Annotated in this window: 25 protein-coding genes; 20 read left to right on the top strand and 5 right to left on the bottom strand. The window is 58.1% G+C overall.

The genetic code is table 11. The annotated features are described in order from the left end of the window. The first annotated feature begins 250 nt into the window (after positions 1 to 250). Genes rplN through rplE form a run of 3 tightly spaced genes read left to right on the top strand, consistent with a single transcriptional unit; the run spans position 251 to position 1,492 of the window. The gene (rplN, locus tag HMPREF2724_RS08425) at positions 251 to 619 is read left to right on the top strand and encodes a 50S ribosomal protein L14 (protein ID WP_061920530.1); all 369 of its coding nucleotides are present in this window, start codon (positions 251 to 253) and stop codon (positions 617 to 619) included. Between the two features lie 4 nt (positions 620 to 623). Beyond that, a complete protein-coding gene (rplX, locus tag HMPREF2724_RS08430; RefSeq protein WP_005527724.1) occupies positions 624 to 938 on the top strand; it encodes a 50S ribosomal protein L24 in 315 nt (104 codons plus the stop codon). Between the two features lie 2 nt (positions 939 to 940). Then, the gene (gene rplE, locus HMPREF2724_RS08435; protein WP_046646792.1) at positions 941 to 1,492 is read left to right on the top strand and encodes a 50S ribosomal protein L5; all 552 of its coding nucleotides are present in this window, start codon (positions 941 to 943) and stop codon (positions 1,490 to 1,492) included. Positions 1,493 to 1,565: 73 nt separating this feature from the next. Here the strand turns inward: rplE and HMPREF2724_RS08440 are convergent, their stop codons facing one another. Both HMPREF2724_RS08440 and HMPREF2724_RS08445 read right to left on the bottom strand, forming a co-directional pair. Then, entirely contained in the window at positions 1,566 to 1,928 is a 363-nt protein-coding gene (locus tag HMPREF2724_RS08440; RefSeq protein ID WP_070588221.1) for a hypothetical protein, read from the bottom strand. A 146-nt stretch (positions 1,929 to 2,074) separates the two neighbouring features. Then, positions 2,075 to 2,653 carry a sortase family protein gene (locus HMPREF2724_RS08445; protein WP_246818237.1) on the bottom strand — a complete coding sequence of 193 codons (579 nt, stop codon included), beginning with the start codon at positions 2,651 to 2,653 and terminating at the stop codon, positions 2,075 to 2,077. 677 nt (positions 2,654 to 3,330) lie between these two features. Here HMPREF2724_RS08445 and HMPREF2724_RS08450 point away from each other — a divergent pair. Continuing rightward, positions 3,331 to 4,116 carry a formate/nitrite transporter family protein gene (locus HMPREF2724_RS08450; protein WP_062035873.1) on the top strand — a complete coding sequence of 262 codons (786 nt, stop codon included), beginning with the start codon at positions 3,331 to 3,333 and terminating at the stop codon, positions 4,114 to 4,116. Here HMPREF2724_RS08450 and HMPREF2724_RS08455 read toward each other — a convergent pair. Genes HMPREF2724_RS08455 through HMPREF2724_RS08465 form a run of 3 tightly spaced genes read right to left on the bottom strand, consistent with a single transcriptional unit; the run spans position 4,113 to position 5,949 of the window. Further along, positions 4,113 to 4,865 carry a B3/B4 domain-containing protein gene (locus HMPREF2724_RS08455; protein ID WP_070456901.1) on the bottom strand — a complete coding sequence of 251 codons (753 nt, stop codon included), beginning with the start codon at positions 4,863 to 4,865 and terminating at the stop codon, positions 4,113 to 4,115. The genes HMPREF2724_RS08450 and HMPREF2724_RS08455 overlap by 4 nt on opposite strands. Next, positions 4,862 to 5,704, bottom strand: a complete 843-nt coding sequence (fdhD, locus tag HMPREF2724_RS08460; RefSeq protein ID WP_061920540.1) for a formate dehydrogenase accessory sulfurtransferase FdhD — start codon at positions 5,702 to 5,704, stop codon at positions 4,862 to 4,864. The genes HMPREF2724_RS08455 and fdhD overlap by 4 nt, the downstream gene beginning before the upstream one ends. Beyond that, a complete protein-coding gene (locus HMPREF2724_RS08465; RefSeq protein ID WP_061920542.1) occupies positions 5,704 to 5,949 on the bottom strand; it encodes a DUF6457 domain-containing protein in 246 nt (81 codons plus the stop codon). Before HMPREF2724_RS08465 ends, fdhD begins: the two co-directional genes overlap by 1 nt. A 353-nt stretch (positions 5,950 to 6,302) precedes the next feature. On the opposite strand from HMPREF2724_RS08465, the gene rpsH reads away from it, so the two are divergent. The 16 genes from rpsH (at position 6,303) to rplQ (ending at position 16,533) form a co-directional block, all read left to right on the top strand. Further along, positions 6,303 to 6,686, top strand: a complete 384-nt coding sequence (gene rpsH, locus HMPREF2724_RS08470; protein WP_061920544.1) for a 30S ribosomal protein S8 — start codon at positions 6,303 to 6,305, stop codon at positions 6,684 to 6,686. A gap of 14 nt (positions 6,687 to 6,700) precedes the next feature. Further along, positions 6,701 to 7,237, top strand: a complete 537-nt coding sequence (gene rplF / locus HMPREF2724_RS08475; RefSeq protein ID WP_061920547.1) for a 50S ribosomal protein L6 — start codon at positions 6,701 to 6,703, stop codon at positions 7,235 to 7,237. A 3-nt stretch (positions 7,238 to 7,240) separates the two neighbouring features. Next, positions 7,241 to 7,642 (top strand): 50S ribosomal protein L18, encoded by a 402-nt coding sequence (gene rplR / locus HMPREF2724_RS08480; RefSeq protein WP_070588224.1) that lies wholly within the window; start codon positions 7,241 to 7,243, stop codon positions 7,640 to 7,642. Between the two features lie 40 nt (positions 7,643 to 7,682). After that, positions 7,683 to 8,309 (top strand): 30S ribosomal protein S5, encoded by a 627-nt coding sequence (gene rpsE, locus HMPREF2724_RS08485; RefSeq protein WP_005527787.1) that lies wholly within the window; start codon positions 7,683 to 7,685, stop codon positions 8,307 to 8,309. Positions 8,310 to 8,312: 3 nt separating this feature from the next. Continuing rightward, positions 8,313 to 8,498, top strand: a complete 186-nt coding sequence (gene rpmD / locus HMPREF2724_RS08490) for a 50S ribosomal protein L30 (protein ID WP_061920551.1) — start codon at positions 8,313 to 8,315, stop codon at positions 8,496 to 8,498. Positions 8,499 to 8,501: 3 nt separating this feature from the next. After that, entirely contained in the window at positions 8,502 to 8,951 is a 450-nt protein-coding gene (rplO, locus tag HMPREF2724_RS08495; RefSeq protein ID WP_061920553.1) for a 50S ribosomal protein L15, read from the top strand. Between the two features lie 247 nt (positions 8,952 to 9,198). Beyond that, the gene (gene secY, locus HMPREF2724_RS08500) at positions 9,199 to 10,524 is read left to right on the top strand and encodes a preprotein translocase subunit SecY (protein ID WP_061920555.1); all 1,326 of its coding nucleotides are present in this window, start codon (positions 9,199 to 9,201) and stop codon (positions 10,522 to 10,524) included. Further along, on the top strand, positions 10,524 to 11,069 hold the full coding sequence (locus tag HMPREF2724_RS08505) for an adenylate kinase (protein WP_061920557.1): 546 nt from the start codon (positions 10,524 to 10,526) through the stop codon (positions 11,067 to 11,069). Before secY ends, HMPREF2724_RS08505 begins: the two co-directional genes overlap by 1 nt. A 6-nt stretch (positions 11,070 to 11,075) precedes the next feature. Then, positions 11,076 to 11,870: a type I methionyl aminopeptidase gene (gene map / locus HMPREF2724_RS08510; RefSeq protein ID WP_061920561.1), complete on the top strand. Its 795-nt coding sequence runs from the start codon at positions 11,076 to 11,078 to the stop codon at positions 11,868 to 11,870. A 72-nt stretch (positions 11,871 to 11,942) separates the two neighbouring features. Next, positions 11,943 to 12,779 (top strand): L,D-transpeptidase, encoded by an 837-nt coding sequence (locus HMPREF2724_RS08515; RefSeq protein ID WP_070456904.1) that lies wholly within the window; start codon positions 11,943 to 11,945, stop codon positions 12,777 to 12,779. A 266-nt stretch (positions 12,780 to 13,045) separates the two neighbouring features. Further along, entirely contained in the window at positions 13,046 to 13,264 is a 219-nt protein-coding gene (gene infA, locus HMPREF2724_RS08520; protein WP_004566852.1) for a translation initiation factor IF-1, read from the top strand. Between the two features lie 181 nt (positions 13,265 to 13,445). Continuing rightward, on the top strand, positions 13,446 to 13,814 hold the full coding sequence (gene rpsM, locus HMPREF2724_RS08525; RefSeq protein WP_034656519.1) for a 30S ribosomal protein S13: 369 nt from the start codon (positions 13,446 to 13,448) through the stop codon (positions 13,812 to 13,814). A gap of 3 nt (positions 13,815 to 13,817) precedes the next feature. Then, positions 13,818 to 14,222, top strand: coding sequence for a 30S ribosomal protein S11 (gene rpsK, locus HMPREF2724_RS08530; RefSeq protein ID WP_034656521.1), 405 nt, complete (start codon positions 13,818 to 13,820; stop codon positions 14,220 to 14,222). Between the two features lie 21 nt (positions 14,223 to 14,243). After that, positions 14,244 to 14,849 carry a 30S ribosomal protein S4 gene (rpsD, locus tag HMPREF2724_RS08535; protein ID WP_061920567.1) on the top strand — a complete coding sequence of 202 codons (606 nt, stop codon included), beginning with the start codon at positions 14,244 to 14,246 and terminating at the stop codon, positions 14,847 to 14,849. A 114-nt stretch (positions 14,850 to 14,963) separates the two neighbouring features. Beyond that, positions 14,964 to 15,974, top strand: coding sequence for a DNA-directed RNA polymerase subunit alpha (locus HMPREF2724_RS08540; protein WP_061920569.1), 1,011 nt, complete (start codon positions 14,964 to 14,966; stop codon positions 15,972 to 15,974). 73 nt (positions 15,975 to 16,047) lie between these two features. Continuing rightward, the gene (rplQ, locus tag HMPREF2724_RS08545; protein WP_061920571.1) at positions 16,048 to 16,533 is read left to right on the top strand and encodes a 50S ribosomal protein L17; all 486 of its coding nucleotides are present in this window, start codon (positions 16,048 to 16,050) and stop codon (positions 16,531 to 16,533) included. Positions 16,534 to 16,574 lie beyond the last annotated feature (41 nt).

Raw genomic sequence — 16,574 nt, forward strand, 5'->3', positions numbered from 1 at the left:
CTGGGGTGGAACTGCTAACAACGTAATGGGCGTCGACAGCCGTCGAGCAGCGTTTTGGTAAGGGTGCTGGCGTGTGGTTGAATGTATAGGTTGCAAAAGCTGGTCGGCCCGTAGCGGTGCGTTTCCGAACCGCCGGTCCGAGACCCTTCGGTGTAATCCGTTGTCAAGGCTTGAGCATCGCAAGTTTGTAGACCGCGTGCGGTAAGGACGGAAATCTTACCGCACATCAATCCAGGTCAGGAGACCCATAGTGATTCAGCAAGAATCCCGTCTGCGCGTCGCCGACAACTCTGGTGCACGTGAGATTCTGTGCATCCGCGTTCTCGGTGGCTCCGTTCGACGCTTCGCTGGCATCGGCGACGTAATCGTCGCCACTGTCAAGGATGCCGTCCCAGGCGGCAACGTTAAGGAAGGTGACGTCGTTAAGGCTGTCGTCGTCCGTGCAAAGAAGGAGACCCGTCGTCCGGACGGTTCTTACATTCGCTTCGATGAGAATGCTGCAGTCATTCTCAAGGGCGACAACGAGCCACGTGGTACCCGTATCTTCGGCCCAGTTGCTCGCGAGCTTCGTGACAAGAAGTTCATGAAGATCGTTTCTCTCGCACCGGAGGTGATCTAGTCTTATGAAGATTCATAAGGGCGATATGGTGATTGTTATTTCGGGTCCTGACAAGGGCGCGAAGGGCAAGGTCATCGAAGCATACCCGAAGCGCGATAAGGTCCTCGTTGAGGGCGTCAACCGCGTGAAGAAGCACGTTGCTAACTCCGCTACCGAGCGTGGCGCCGAGTCCGGCGGAATCGTTACCCAGGAAGCTCCGATCCACGTTTCTAACGTTGCAATCGTTGACTCCGAGGGCAATCCGACCCGCGTGGGCTACCGTTTCGATGAAAACGGCAAGAAGGTCCGCATCGCACGTAGCAACGGGAAGGACATCTAATCATGAGCGAGAACTACACTCCGCGTCTGAAGACCCGCTACCGCGAGGAAATCAAGAAGACCCTGAACGACGAGTTCAACTACGACAACGTCATGCAGATCCCAGGTGTCACCAAGGTTGTTGTCAACATGGGTGTTGGCGACGCTGCACGTGACTCCAAGCTGATCAACGGCGCTCTCGAGGACCTCACCGCGATCACCGGCCAGAAGCCGCAGCTGCGTCGCGCAAAGAAGTCCATCGCGAACTTCAAGCTGCGTGAGGGTATGCCAATCGGCGCCCGCGTCACCCTGCGTGGCGACCGCATGTGGGAGTTCCTGGACCGCCTGCTGACCATCGCGCTGCCGCGTATTCGCGACTTCCGCGGTCTGTCCGATCAGCAGTTCGATGGCCACGGCAACTACACCTTCGGTCTCACCGAGCAGACCATGTTCTACGAGATCGACATCGACAAGGTTGACCGCCCACGTGGTATGGACATCACCGTTGTCACCACCGCTACCAACGACGAAGAAGGCCGCCGCCTCCTCAAGGAGCTCGGTTTCCCGTTCAAGTAAAGCGGCTTAAGCTTTTCGCCCTCACCTTTTGGTGGGGGCGTTTCGCTTTATGGGTGATGCTGTTTTAGGTGTCTTAACCTTGAGTGTCCTTTGAACGTTTGAGGATATTTAGCAACGTGGACAGCATCATCGCGCCGCCCACGTATCCAAGAAGTGCAGGCGAGAAAATCTCTGCGTCACCGGCCTTGCTAAGTCCATACCACAGGCCGAATGCAGTGAGGATAGCGCCGAAAGCCAAGCCGATGAATTGGCCTTTGGAGCTCAGTAGCGAGAGGCCCAAAGTCATGAGCGCTGCGAGCAGCGATACTACGAGTAGTGGAATACCAATTACTCCAAGAACACCCGCTGACAGAATTTTTCCTAGGCAAATAAGGACAATTCCGAGCAAGGCGAGAGTCAATTCTGTCCGCGGTGCTCTGAACTTCTTACTAGTCAAGCAAAATCCCTCTTCTATGAAAATACTTTTCTTTAGTGGTCATAGTCTCATAGCGTTTGGAAGTTTGCATTTATAAACCCTAAGCAGCGAGCACAAGGGAACAATGGGACATTAGACTTAAACGGGTTTTGGGGCTTTTACTATTCCTAACCCATCGATTGACCGTTGGGGACATCTAATGGTGCTTCTACTCCGGTAGCGTCTGAAGTAGTTATACCTTCAAATTGCCAGCCCACCACTGCATTGCGCACGGAGGCTTCAAGGAGGTTGAGCGGCTGAATGCAGCTGATGGTGAGAAGGCGGCCTGGCATGGGGCCTTCGCCCCAGATTGTGGTGTCTTCGGCGAGGCCTTCTTTTACTGGGTCGTGCATGTCGGTGGCGCTGTAGACCAGCCAGTTGTCGCCGGAGTTTGCAGTGCGCAGGTAGAGCTTGTCGCCGAGGGCGACCTTGTGCTTGTTTGCGCCGCCGTCGTAGAGGTTGTTGAAGACACCGGGAACGCCGGCGCCGGTGTGTCCGGCGATGACGGTGATGTCTGGCGCATTAGTGCCTGGCAGCGAATACGGACGGTCCGCAGCGGTATAAGTGCAGGCCTCCGTCATCGTATCCGGGTTAATCGCGCCGTCTTTGACGCGGCAGGAGCCATCTTCAAATTCGGCATGGACCTCGATTGCAGGGATGAACATCTCAACTGCGGCGGAGGGCTCAATGACTGGAGCAGCTGCCACAGGGACTTGGTTGCTTTCTAGTCCTTCAGGAGGATCGACCACGTGATGCATCGTGGCGGCAAGAGCCACACTTGCAAGGACCGCACTTGCAAGGACACCAACCGTAATACGGAACTTGCCCGAGCTGGACCACAATTCCAGCGCGCGAGTATGGAGCGCCGGCGTGGTCGTTTCTGGCGCGCGGTGGCGGCCACCCGTGCTTTGCGACTTTGGCTGGGGGCTGCGCTTTTGGCGGTTAGGTAGTGGCTTCGGCGCTGCCGCTGCTGATGTTGGTGGCCTCGGCGTCGTTGGCGTTGGGGGAGTGCGCCGCACGTAGGTGCGCTCGCCGTCGGGGTTGCCGTTGCCGGCGCGGCGGGTATCGATGGGTCTGCTATTGATGGGGCGGCGCTGTGTACTGGCGCTGGTGCTGCTGGTCCTGGCTGCCCGGGGGCGCGTGTGATCTGCGCTGTGATCTGGCAGATCGTGAGGATAACGCGGGGGCATGGGCGGCGGCTCCAGGGGGTGAGGGAGGTGGGTTCTAAAAGTAAGTGAATTTTCTAACTAACTTTAATCCTTGGCAGGCGTTAGCAACAATAACCGCGGAAAATACCCACGTGTGGTGGGCATAAAGTTGTTGGCGCAGCCTGGAACTTCGCTGTAGTGTTATCGCAGTTATAACTCTAGGTAAAGGAAGCTTCGTGTCTCTCAACGAATCTGCTGCAGCAGCAATTAAGAAGAAAGTGACTCTGCTCGACGAGTCCTTCGCCCGCTTCGCGGTACGTGCAATCCTGGCCGGCGTCTATCTCGCCATCGGTACCGGTTTCGCGGCCGTCGTAGGTCAGGCCGTCGACAAGCACGCAAAGGGCCTGGGTGCACCAGTCTTCGCCATGCTTTTCGGCCTTGGACTTTTCGCCATCGTCATCCTCGGCGCGGAGCTTGCTACCGGCAGCATGATGTACGTCGTCTACGGTGCCATCAATAAACAGGTGGGCTGGGGCAAGGGCTTTTGGCTGCTCATCGTCACCACATTCTTCAACTTTGTTGGTGCCGTACTCTTCGCCGCTGCCATGGGTGTTTCCGCGAAGCTGGGGCACATTGACCCATCGCACCTCATCGCAACGCTGTCCATGGGCAAACTAGAAAAGGGCCCAGGCGGCCTGCTGGTTGAGGGCATCCTCGCAAACTTCGTGGTCAACATGGCCATCGTCGGTGCTGTCTTTGCCAAGGACATCGTCTCGAAGTTCTTCGTCATCGTGCCGATCATCGCCTGCTTCGTGGGCCTTAGCCTCGAGCACGTCATCGCAAACTTCTGCTTGATGACGCTGACCTTCTTCTGCTCTAACCCACTGCCGGATGGCTTTACCCTGGGCGCTGTTCTCACCAACTGGTCGCTGGTTTGGGTGGGCAACGTCATCGGCGGCGGCTTCCTCATTGGTGGCGTTTACGCTTGGCTCAACAAGGGCCCTGAGGCTTACCGCGACTAATCATTATCTTCTGCGCGCAGGATGCGCATTGCAACGACGAGTTCCGAGGAATACTCCCGGAGCTCGTCGATTAGGTTTTCACCCACAGCGCGCAGCTCGACGTCGTCGACAGGTTCCAGTGCATCGAGGATGAACAGCGCCGCAGTGGTGTCGTCGTGCAGCGCCGTGCGGGTGCACTGGCGCCAATTCCAGCGGCGGCATGTGACCCCGTTCGCATCGAGCCAGACCACCTCGCCCGGTTCAGGATGCTCGGTTACAGGCTCGCCTTTGTCCATAGTGGCGAAGTTCTCAGCACCAGTAGCTCGCACCAGCTGTGGAGCGGATACATAGGCGTTCAGGTCTTCGCCGCCGAAGGGGATCTCGTAAGTCACGGACAGCGAGTTATAGATGTCCGTGAGGCGGTTGATGCGAGGCAGCCCCTTTTCCGCGCGGCGTATGAGCGCCTCCGTGCTGTTGCGGGTTCGCGATGGCTTCGCGCCGAATCCTTGATAAGCCTTGCGCCATGCTGCGATGTGCGGGAAGTCCGTGACGGCGCACTTGCCCAAGCGTGCGCGGGCAACGTCTTCGGCGTTGCGCAAGAGCTGCTCCGAGTGGGCGTCGGAAGGCGCAGGCGTGATGCCATCGACGGCGATGAGCAGCGCGCGGTAGTCGGGACGTAAGGCCGCGACCTCGGGGCTGATGCTGGCGTCAGCAAGGAACTCGATGAGTTCCCCAGTACTGCGGATCTTTTTTGAAGAGTGGTTGCTCATCGCTTGAGTTCTCCTGGCTTGAGTTCACCTGCGTAGATGTTGAAACGATCGCCGCGGGCAAACCCTACCAAAGCCATGCCAGTCTCCCGGGCAGTCTCCACAGCGAGCGAGGAAGCCGCGCTAACAGCAACGAGCATACCGAACCCGGCCATTGCTGCCTTTTGTACAAGCTCGAAGCTGGCGCGGGAGCTCATAACCAAAATAAGGTCGTCTGCGGGCAGGCGATCTTCAAGGAGCAGGTGCCCGATGACCTTGTCTGCTGCGTTGTGCCTGCCGACGTCCTCTCGCACAACGATGGGCTTGCCGTCTAAGGTGAATGCGCCGGCGGCGTGGATACCACCGGTCTTGCGGAAGAGCTTTTGCTCGGCGCGCAGCTTTTCGGGCAGCTGCGCAACCACGGCTGGGTCAATCTGGATGTTGGGGAGCGCGTAGCGCGATTTCTTGTTTAAATCCTCGATGGAGCTGGTGCCGCATACGCCGCACGCGGAGTTGGTGAGCGTAAGCCGCAGATCTTTTAGCCCAATGACATTCTTCTGGGCCAGATCGATATCCAGCAGGTTATAGGTGTTCATACCGTCCACGGTGGAACCAGCGCAGTAGCGGGCTTCGGAGACGTCGGCAAGCGTGGCGATATGGCCCTCAGAATGCAAAAAGCCATGAGCTAGCTCAATATCATGGCCCGGAGTGCGCATGGTGGTGGTCAGGGTCTGCCCGCCGACACGAATCTCCAGCGGCTCCTCGCCAGTGACGATGTCGGCGCGGGTATCCACCTGGGTTACCTCCGTGCCATCCAAGTGAACCTTGGTAACAGCAAAGGACTTTGTTGCCCGGCCCGCCACTAGTTCAGCTCCGTCCGCAGTTTGGCGATGTTCGCGCGCGCCTCGTCCGAGTCCCGCGAGGCCAACCCAACCAAATATGCCGTCAGGGGAGCGGCCGGGCGCGAGGTGCTGTGTGCGACGTCGCGGGTAAGGTCGAGCAGCTCACGGGTCAAGGCAGTGGCATCTTGCTTGTCGACGCCGATTAGTTCTGCCGCTTCCTCCAACCACTGGTGGGCGGAGTGGATAGGGTCATTTTCTGCAGTCATGACGGCCACTCTAGTCCTCGAGAGTGACATGCAGCTTCGACGCTAAAAAAGATTTGGAAAACTGCAGGTTAGCGGGTAGTGTTGCAGTTCGGACTCACGTCGAGGCTGTAGTGTGCCCAGATGGCAAATGAAATCTAGCCCTACAAGCTGCAGAAACGTAGAGCCTGAATCAAGAACTGAACATCATCAACTTTGTTGTAGGCCCCCCGCCGTTTTCGGCGGCCCGTTGTATGTATCAAAGGGTGGCGAGCGCCTTACGGTATTGACCGTGAGGAGCGTGAGTAGCCCGAAATCACACGGAAAACGCTTTGGTGGGTACGGGAACCGCAACGAGAAAGGTAACGGTCACTCACATGACCATGACTGATCCTATCGCCGACATGCTGTCGCGCGTGCGCAACGCAAGCCATGCGCACCACGACACCGTGTCGATGCCGACCTCCAAGATCAAGGCAAACATCGCCGACATCTTGAAGCAGGAAGGCTACATCGCTGACTACTCCGTTGAGGGCCGCGAGCTCGAGCTCACCCTCAAGTACAACAACCGTGAGCGCTCCATCTCTGGCCTGCGTCGCGTGTCTAAGCCGGGTCTGCGTGTGTACGCAAAGTCCACCAATCTGCCGAAGGTCCTTGGCGGCCTGGGCGTGGCTATCATCTCCACGTCTCAGGGTCTGCTGACCGACCGTCAGGCTCAGGAGAAGGGCGTAGGCGGAGAAGTTCTCGCCTACGTCTGGTAAGGGAGGATTGACACATGTCTCGTATCGGTCTAGCACCAATCGCCGTACCATCCGGCGTTGAAATCAAGGTAAACGGCCAGGAGGTCGAGGTTAAGGGTTCCAAGGGTACCCAGACCGTCGTTCTGCCAGAGCCAATCACCATCGCAGTCGAGGATTCCGTAATCACGGTTTCCCGTCCAGATGATGACCGCAAGAACCGCGCTCTGCACGGCCTGTCTCGCTCTCTCGTCAACAACGCAGTTATTGGCGTGACCGAGGGCTACACCATCAAGATGGAAATCTTCGGTGTCGGCTACCGTGTTCAGCAGAAGGGTAGCGACCTCGAGTTTTCTCTGGGTTACTCCCACCCGATCCTCATCAAGGCTCCGGAGGGCATCACCTTCGCTGTGGATGGCGCAACCAAGCTCTCCGTATCTGGTATTGACAAGCAAAAGGTCGGACAGGTCGCCGCTAACATTCGCCGCCTGCGTAAGGACGATCCTTACAAGGGCAAGGGCATTCGTTACGAAGGCGAGCAGGTCCGCCGCAAGGTCGGAAAGACGGGTAAGTAAGCAATGGCTTACACTGAAAACGCAAAGCGCACCCCAATCGGCAAGGACATCTCCTCCCGCCGTCGCGAAGCACGCGCACGCCGTCACTTCCGCATCCGTAAGACCCTGCGCGGCACCCCTGAGGCACCGCGTCTGGTCGTTCACCGCTCTTCCCGCCACATGCACGTCCAGGTCATCGACGACCTGGCTGGCCACACCTTGGTCGCAGCTTCCTCCATGGAAGCTGACGTTCGTGCGCTCGAGGGCGACAAGAAGGCAAAGGCCGCAAAGGTTGGCGCCTTGATCGCTGAGCGCGCCAAGGCTGCTGGCATCGAGGCAGTTGTCTTCGACCGTGCTGGCTACAAGTACCACGGTCGCGTTGCCGCTCTCGCAGAGGCAGCTCGTGAAGGTGGTCTGAAGTTCTAATGATCATGGCAAACGGAAACATCAACGGAAGGAACGCCTAATGTCGGACCGTGAAAAGCGTGACGGCGGACGCTCCGCCGAGAACGGTCGTAATAACGACCGCAACAATGGCGGTCGTCGCAACGATCGTCGTAATCAGCAGGACAACGAGCGCGATAAGTACATCGAGCGCGTAGTCACCATCAATCGCGTCTCCAAGACCGTTAAGGGTGGCCGCAACATGTCCTTTACCGCTCTCGTCGTCGTAGGCGATGGCCAGGGCATGGTTGGCGTTGGCTACGGCAAGGCTAAGGAAGTCCCTGCCGCAATTCAGAAGGGTGCAGAAGAGGCTCGCAAGAACTTCTTCCGCGTCCCGATGATCGCCGGCACCATCACCCACCCGGTCGAGGGTCGCGACGCAGCTGGCATCGTCATGATGAAGCCTGCCGCACCTGGTACCGGTGTTATTGCCGGTGGTGCTGCACGTCCGGTGCTCGAGTGCGCTGGTGTGCAGGACATTCTGTCGAAGTCCCTCGGCTCCGACAACGCCCTCAACGTCGTCCGCGCTACCGTGGACGGCCTCAAGCAGCTGGTTCGCCCTGAAGAGGTTGCCGCACGTCGTGGCAAGTCCCTCGAAGAGGTTGCTCCGGCCCAGATGCTGCGTAAGCGCGCAGGTCAGGAGGCATAAGCAATGGCTCTGAAGATTACTCAGGTAAAGGGCCTGGTGGGTACCAAGCCGAATCACCGCAAGAACATTGAGGCTCTCGGCCTCAAGAAGATCGGCCAGTCTGTTGTAAAGCAGGACACCCCGATCATCCGCGGCATGGTTCAGAAGGTACGCCACTTGGTCACCGTCGAAGAAGTGGCAGGGGAGTAAACCATGGCTGATATCATCAAGCTGCACGACCTGCGCCCATCCGCAGGAGCAAACAAGCCTAAGACCCGCGTCGGCCGCGGTGAGGCTTCCAAGGGTAAGACCGCTGGTCGCGGTACCAAGGGCACCAAGGCTCGTAAGCAGGTTTCCGCTGCTTTCGAGGGTGGCCAGATGCCGATCCACATGCGTCTGCCGAAGCTGAAGGGCTTCAAGAACCCGAACCACGTTGAGTACCAAGTAGTCAACGTTGCAGACCTCGCAGAGGCATTCGCTAACGGTGGCGACGTCACCGTTGCAGATCTCGTCTCCGCAGGCCTGGTTCGTAAGAACCAGCCGGTCAAGGTTCTGGGCAACGGCGACATCAACGTCAAGCTGAATGTCACCGCTGACAAGTTCTCTAAGTCCGCTGTTGAGAAGATTGAGGCTGCTGGCGGCACCGCCACCGCAACCAAGTAATCAACTGCGTTACTTAAAGCATTAAAGCGCCCGCTTTCCCGAGTGATCGGGAGGCGGGCGCTTTCCTTATTAGTTGGCTGGCAATCCTTACCTTAAATGTGGCTAAATAGCGCGTGGCTGGTAGGCTTGCATGGTCATAAGTGTTCAACCTTCCCCATGTTAGGGGACAGATGAGTTCCACCTCCGAGCGTTGTCACCTATTTTCCCTTAAATGTTGATAGCGCCGGAAGGCCAGGAGGATTTTGTAGTGTCCGCCATTTTGCAGGCTTTTAAGGACGCCGACCTGCGTAAGAAGATCATCTTCACTATCTTGATGATTATTGCTTACCGCATTGGCGCCCAGATTCCATCCCCGGGCGTTGATTACGCTTCGATCTCCGGTCGTTTGCGTTCTCTGACGGAGGAGTCCGGCAATCTGTATTCCGTGATTAACCTGTTTTCAGGTGGCGCGCTTTTGCAGTTGTCTATCTTCGCCATCGGCATCATGCCGTATATTACGGCTTCGATCATCGTCCAGCTGCTGACCGTTGTCATCCCGCACTTTGAGCAGCTGAAGAAGGAAGGCCAGTCCGGTCAAGCCAAGATGACGCAGTACACGCGTTACCTCACGCTCGCGCTGGCGTTGCTGCAGTCTTCCGGCATCGTGGCCCTGGCGGACCGCGAGCAGCTGCTGGGCCAGGGCGTTCCGGTTCTGGCTGAAGACCGTAACTTCTTTACCCTTATCGTTCTGGTCATCACCATGACCGCGGGCGCCATCCTCGTTATGTGGATGGGCGAGCTCATTACTGAAAAGGGCATCGGCAACGGCATGTCCCTGATGATCTTCGCCGGCATTGCAACGCGCTTGCCAACCGACGGCGTGGGCATCATGCAGAACAACGGCGGTCTGGTCTTCGCCATGGTCGCCGCGGGTCTTATCGTGTTGGTCGTTGGCATTACCTTTATCGAGCAGGGCCAGCGCCGCATCCCAGTACAGTACGCAAAGCGCATGGTTGGTCGCCGCCAGTACGGTGGCTCCTCCACCTACCTGCCGCTGAAGGTCAACCAGGCCGGCGTTATCCCGGTTATCTTTGCGTCCTCGCTAATCTATATGCCGGTGCTTATCACCCAGATCGTTAACTCTGGTTCCGGTAACGTGCCGGATAACTGGTGGCAGCGTAACGTGATTGCGCACCTGCAGTCCCCGAGCTCCTGGCAGTACATCGTCTTGTACTTCGTGCTGACCATCTTCTTCTCTTACTTCTATGTCTCGGTGCAGTATGACCCTGCCGAGCAGGCAGACAACATGAAGAAGTATGGTGGTTTCATCCCGGGTATTCGTCCGGGCCGCCCAACCGCACAGTACCTCGGCTTCGTAATGAACCGTCTGCTGTTCGTAGGCTCCCTATACCTTGCGTTGATCGCTATTCTGCCGAATATCCTGCTGGATCTCGGCGTTGGCCATTCTTCCGCAAACGGCACCTCCGCTTTCGGCGGTACCGCTATTCTGATTATGGTCTCGGTTGCTCTGACTACCGTCAAGCAGATTGAGTCCCAGCTCCTACAATCCAACTACGAAGGACTTCTCAAGTAATGCGTTACGTACTCCTCGGCCCTCCCGGTGCCGGCAAAGGCACCCAAGCAGCAATCCTGAGCGAGAAGCTGTCTGTTCCGCACATCTCCACCGGTGACCTGTTCCGCGCCAACATTGGTGAGGGCACCCCGCTGGGCGTTGAGGCAAAGTCCTACATTGATGCCGGCAAGCTCGTTCCGACCGACGTCACCGCGCGCATGGTTGAAGATCGCCTTAACCAGGACGACGCTGCAAACGGCTTCCTGCTGGACGGCTTCCCACGCACCGTGGAGCAGGCTGGCATTCTGGCCGAGCTGCTCGAGAAGAAGGGCGTCAAGCTCGACGGAGTTATCAACTTCGAGGTTTCCGAGGACGTCGTCGTCGAGCGCATGCTGGCCCGTGGCCGCGCTGATGACAACGAGGAGACCATCCGCACCCGACTCGGCGTCTACCGCGACGAGACTTTCCCGCTCATCCAGCACTACGGCGATGAAATCATCAACGTCAAGGCTGAGGGCACCGTTGAGGAAATCAACGAGCGTACCCTGAAGGCTATGGGCAAGTAATACGCCATGGGATTTAGACGCCGCAGCAAAACCATTCCCGCACGCACCCCAGGTGAACTGGACGCGATGCAGGCCGCCGGAGAAATCGTCGGCAAAGCATTGCAAGCCGTGCGCGCCGCTGCGGCGTCTGGCGTATCTACGCTCGAGCTCGATGAAGTAGCCGAGCAAACAATCAGGGACTTGGGCGCTACCCCTACCTTCAAGGGATACGAGGGCTTCCCGGGTTCCATATGTGCCTCCGTCAACGATGTCATCGTGCACGGCATTCCGGGCAAAGACATCGTGTTGGCGGAAGGTGACTTGGTCTCCATCGACTGCGGCGCAACGCTCGACGGTTGGGTAGGAGACAGCGCGTGGACCTTCGGCGTGGGCAAGCTGGCCCCCGAAGCAACCGCGCTTAACGACGCCACGGCATGGGTTTTGGCTGAAGGGCTCAAGGCGATGGTCCCGGGAAACCGCTTGACGGATGTTTCGCACGCTCTTGAGCAAGCAACCTACCGCGCTGAAGATAAGTTCGGCGTTGATCTTTTCATTGTGGATGGCTACGGCGGCCACGGCATTGGCCACACCATGCACGAAGAACCTTATCTCGCGAACGAAGGAAAGCCGGGCCGCGGTCCGCTCATTCAAGAAGGTTCCGTTCTCGCGATTGAGCCGATGCTTACCCTGGGTACGGAAGATAACGCCGTGCTTGACGACGATTGGACTGTGGTCACCCTTGACGGCAGCCTCGCCGCTCACTGGGAACACACCGTAGCCGCGACCGCTAACGGCCCGCGAATCCTTACTCGTCGCTATTAGCTGAAAATCACGGGGGAGGACTGGGGTCGCGTCGAGTATGCGGATTCCACGTGAGGGTCTATACTCGTTGCCATGTCTAAACTTCGCCCCCGCAACGTGTCCTCTAAGGCACGTCGTGCCCTAGTTGCCCCTATGACCGCCGGCGTCATGACCGTCTCCGTCTTGGCAGGCGCCCCAGCTGCTTCCGCACAGACCGTTCCTTCCATCGAGTCCATGAGCTCCGATGCGCAGGCACAGATTGATGCCCTGACCGCGGACGCCCGCGCACAGATCGATAACTTCGTCGGTCAGTCCCGCGAGCAGGCTTGGAACACGCGTAATCAGATTCTCGATCAGGTCAAGGTTTTAAACCCTGCTGCGGCAGATGCTATTCAGCCGGCTGTTGACGCTGCAGTCAACGCTATCTTCCCAGGCCTGATTGACCAAAAGAACGCGGAAGCACGTGCGGCACGTGAGGCGCAGGAGCGTGCGCACGCAGAGCAGGTTGCACGCGAACATGCTGCGGCTGAGGCGGCTGCACGTGAGGCCGAAGCACAGCGCAAGCGCAACGAGTTTGACCGCGGCCCTTGCCCGGCGGATGCACGCGTCTGCGTTGACCTGAACGGCAAGCGCACCTGGCTGCAGGACAACGGCAACGTTTCTTACGTAGCATCTGCGATGTCTGCTGGCATGGCAGGTCAGGAAACCCCGCGCGGCACTTTCTACATCAACCGCAAGATCAAAGACGAGATCTCCCGCGAGTTCGGTAACGCGCCGATGCCTTACTCCATGTACTTCACCAACTCCGGCCACGCCTTCCACGAGGGTTCCCCGGCTTACGAGTCCAACGGCTGCATCCACCTGTCGCATCAGGATGCTGTTCGCTTCTGGAACGATGTGCCAGTCGGCTCCAAGGTTTTCATCTACTAAGCATCCAAAGCGCAGACGCTTTTAATCTCTTTCAAAGAGAATTCTCCCCGTGGAAGATAATTCCCCGGGGAGAATTTTTGCTTTATTGCCGCTTTGGCGCGTGTCTCTAAGAGTGCGCAGGTAGAGGAGTTTGTTTATTGCTCGCACGCAGCGTATGCTAAAGCGCTGGTGTATGTTTGCGGTCTAATTTACCGCGACGTCGCCAAGCAGTAGACACCAAACATGCAGGTGACACTCACTTGAAGTCACCTAGAAAAGTAGAGGTTATGGCTAAGGAAGGCGCAATCGAGGTCGAGGGTCGTATTATCGAGCCTTTGCCAAACGCAATGTTCCGCGTCGAGCTCGACAACGGACACAAAGTTCTTGCACACATTTCTGGCAAGATGCGTCAGCACTACATTCGCATCCTCCCAGAGGATCGCGTGGTTGTAGAGCTGTCCCCTTATGACCTAACCCGCGGACGCATCGTCTACCGCTACAAGTAAACACTGTAAGCCTCCTTACCCTCTGACATAGCGGCGCTATGTCTAGCCCACCTCAGGCTGCGATGGCCTGAGCCCGCACTGGTAAGTAGCCCACAGATCCGGCATCGGCCCGGGCGAAGTGCTGCATGGAGCGGGGCGGATAGGGAGAAAACCATCGTAACAACCCGAAAGGACACGCCACATGGCACGTCTAGCTGGTGTTGACCTTCCACGCAACAAGCGTATGGAGGTCGCTCTCACCTACATCTACGGCATCGGTCCAACCCGTGCCAAGGAATTGCTGGAAAAGACTGGCATTTCTCCTGACCTGCGCACCGACAACCTCGACGATGATCAGCTGTCGGCGCTGCGTGACGTAATCGAAGCTACCTGGAAGGTCGAGGGTGACCTCCGCCGCCAGGTTCAGGCTGACATCCGTCGCAAGATTGAAATTGGTTGCTACCAGGGCATTCGCCACCGTCGTGGCCTGCCGGTTCGTGGTCAGCGCACCAAGACCAACGCTCGTACCCGCAAGGGCCCGAAGAAGACGATCGCAGGAAAGAAGAAGTAATTCATGCCTCCAAAGACTCGCTCCGGCGCGCGTCGTACTGGCCGTCGCGTCGTAAAGAAGAATGTGGCCGCAGGCCACGCTTACATCAAGTCCACCTTCAACAACACCATCGTGTCTATCACTGACCCGTCCGGTGCTGTTATCTCTTGGGCATCCTCCGGCCACGTTGGCTTCAAGGGTTCCCGTAAGTCCACTCCGTTCGCTGCACAAATGGCTGCTGAGAACGCTGCTCGTAAGGCAATGGAGCACGGCATGAAGAAGGTCGACGTATTTGTTAAGGGTCCGGGCTCCGGCCGCGAGACCGCCATCCGTTCCCTGCAGGCTGCAGGCCTCGAGGTTTCCTCGATCACGGATGCAACCCCACAGCCGCACAACGGCTGCCGTCCAACCAAGCGCCGCAAGGTTTAAGGGAAAGGAAGAGGTAAGAAAATGGCTCGTTACACTGGCCCCGCTACCCGCGTATCCCGCCGTCTGCGCGTCGACTTGGTCGGCGGCGACATGGCATTCGAGCGCCGCCCGTACCCACCGGGACAAGCTGGCCGCAACCGCATCAAGGAATCCGAGTACTTGCTGCAGCTGCAGGAGAAGCAGAAGGCTAAGTACACCTACGGTGTTCTTGAGCGTCAGTTCCGTCGTTACTACGCCGAGGCTAACCGCCGCCCGGGCAAGACCGGTGACAACCTGGTCGTTCTGCTCGAGTCCCGCCTCGACAACGTCGTCTACCGCGCTGGCCTGGCAAACACCCGTCGCCAGGCTCGCCAGCTTGTCTCCCACGGTCACTTCACCGTGAACGGCAAGAAGATCAACGTTCCTTCCTTCCAGGTTTCGCAGTACGACATCATCGATGTTCGTGAGCGTTCCCAGAAGATGGAATGGTTCGAAGACGCTCAGGACCGCCTGGTCGATGCCAACGTACCGGCATGGCTGCAGGTTGTTCCTGAGACCCTGCGCATCCTCGTGCACCAGCTGCCCGAGCGCGCTCAGATCGACGTTCCGCTGCAGGAGCAGCTCATCGTCGAGCTTTACTCGAAGTAAACTTAGTAACCGAGTGCCCCGTTTGTGGCATTCGGAGAAGAGTGAATCTTCGAAACCTCAATCTTTACCCCTTCTACCGACGTCAAATAGCGGGCGTCGACAAGGAGATATTCAATGCTCATTTCCCAGCGTCCTCAGCTCACCGAGGAATTCATCGAGCCGTCTCGTTCCAAGTTCGTCATCGAACCGCTCGAGCCGGGCTTTGGTTACACCCTCGGTAACTCCCTTCGTCGTACCCTGCTGTCCTCCATCCCGGGTGCAGCAGTAACTTCCATCAAGATCGATGGTGTTCTCCACGAGTTCACCACCATCAACGGTGTGAAGGAAGACGTCTCTGAGATCATCCTCAACATCAAGGGCTTGGTTCTGTCCTCCGACTCTGACGAGCCGGTTGTTATGTACCTGAGCAAGGAAGGCCCAGGTGTTGTTACCGCGGGCGATATCCAGCCGCCGGCTGGCGTGGAGATCCACAACCCGGATCTGCACATCGCATCCCTGAACGACACCGCCAAGCTGGACATGGAGCTCGTCGTCGAGCGTGGCCGCGGCTACGTTCCAGCAGCACCGACCTCTGGTGAAATCGGACGCATTCCGGTTGACCAGATTTACTCCCCGGTTCTGCAGGTCTCTTACAAGGTCGAGGCAACTCGTGTTGAGCAGCGCACCGACTTTGACAAGCTGATCATCGACGTCGAAACCAAGAACTCGATTTCTGCCCGCGACGCCCTGGCTTCCGCCGGCGGCACCCTGGTCGAACTCTTCGGCCTGGCTCGCGAGCTGAACAATGCTGCTGAGGGCATCGAGATTGGCCCGTCCCCGCAGGAGACGGAGTACATCGCGGCCTACAGCATGCCTATCGAGGACCTGAACTTCTCCGTTCGTTCCTACAACTGCCTGAAGCGTCAGGAGATCCACACCGTTGGTGAGCTCGCAGAGTGCACCGAGTCGGACCTGCTGGATATCCGCAACTTCGGCCAGAAGTCGATTAACGAGGTAAAGATCAAGCTGGCTAACCTGGGCCTGGCTCTCAAGGACACCCCTGAGGACTTCGACCCAACCCAGCTTGAGGGTTACGACGCAGAAACCGGTGACTTCAAGGATCCGTCTGCGGACGATTCCGAGTAAAGCACCACACTGACCTGCGGCCCGAGCTTATGCTCGCCGCGCGCTCACTTTATCCGCACACGAGGAGTACATAATGCCAACCCCTAAGAAGGGTGCCCGTCTCGGCGGCTCCGCTACCCAGCAGGCTCACCTGCTGAGCAACCTGGCTGCTAGCCTGTTCGAGCACGGCGCAATCAAGACCACCGATGCTAAGGCGAAGATGCTTCGTCCTTACGCTGAGAAGATCATCACCAAGGCTAAGTCCGGCACCCTTGCTGACCGCCGCGCAGTGCTGAAGCTCATCCCGCACAAGGATGTTGTTGCGCACCTGTTCGACGAGCTGGGCCCGAAGTTCGAAGGCCGTGAGGGCGGCTACACCCGCACCATCAAGCTGGAGAACCGTACCGGCGACAACGCCCCGATGTCCCAGATCTCCCTCGTTCTCGAGGAGACCGTGACCTCCGAGGCAACCCGCGCTACCCGCGCAGCCGCTTCCAAGCAGGCTGAGGCTGAAGAAGCTAAGGCTGAGGAAGCACAGGCAGAAAACACCGAGGCTTCCTCCGAGGAGTCCGCAGAGTAGTTCTGCCTAATCCTTAAAAGGCCGCACCGCCGCGCCATCTT

Source organism: Corynebacterium sp. HMSC071F07, assembly GCF_001810285.1.
Classification (GTDB): Bacteria; Actinomycetota; Actinomycetes; order Mycobacteriales; family Mycobacteriaceae; genus Corynebacterium; species Corynebacterium simulans.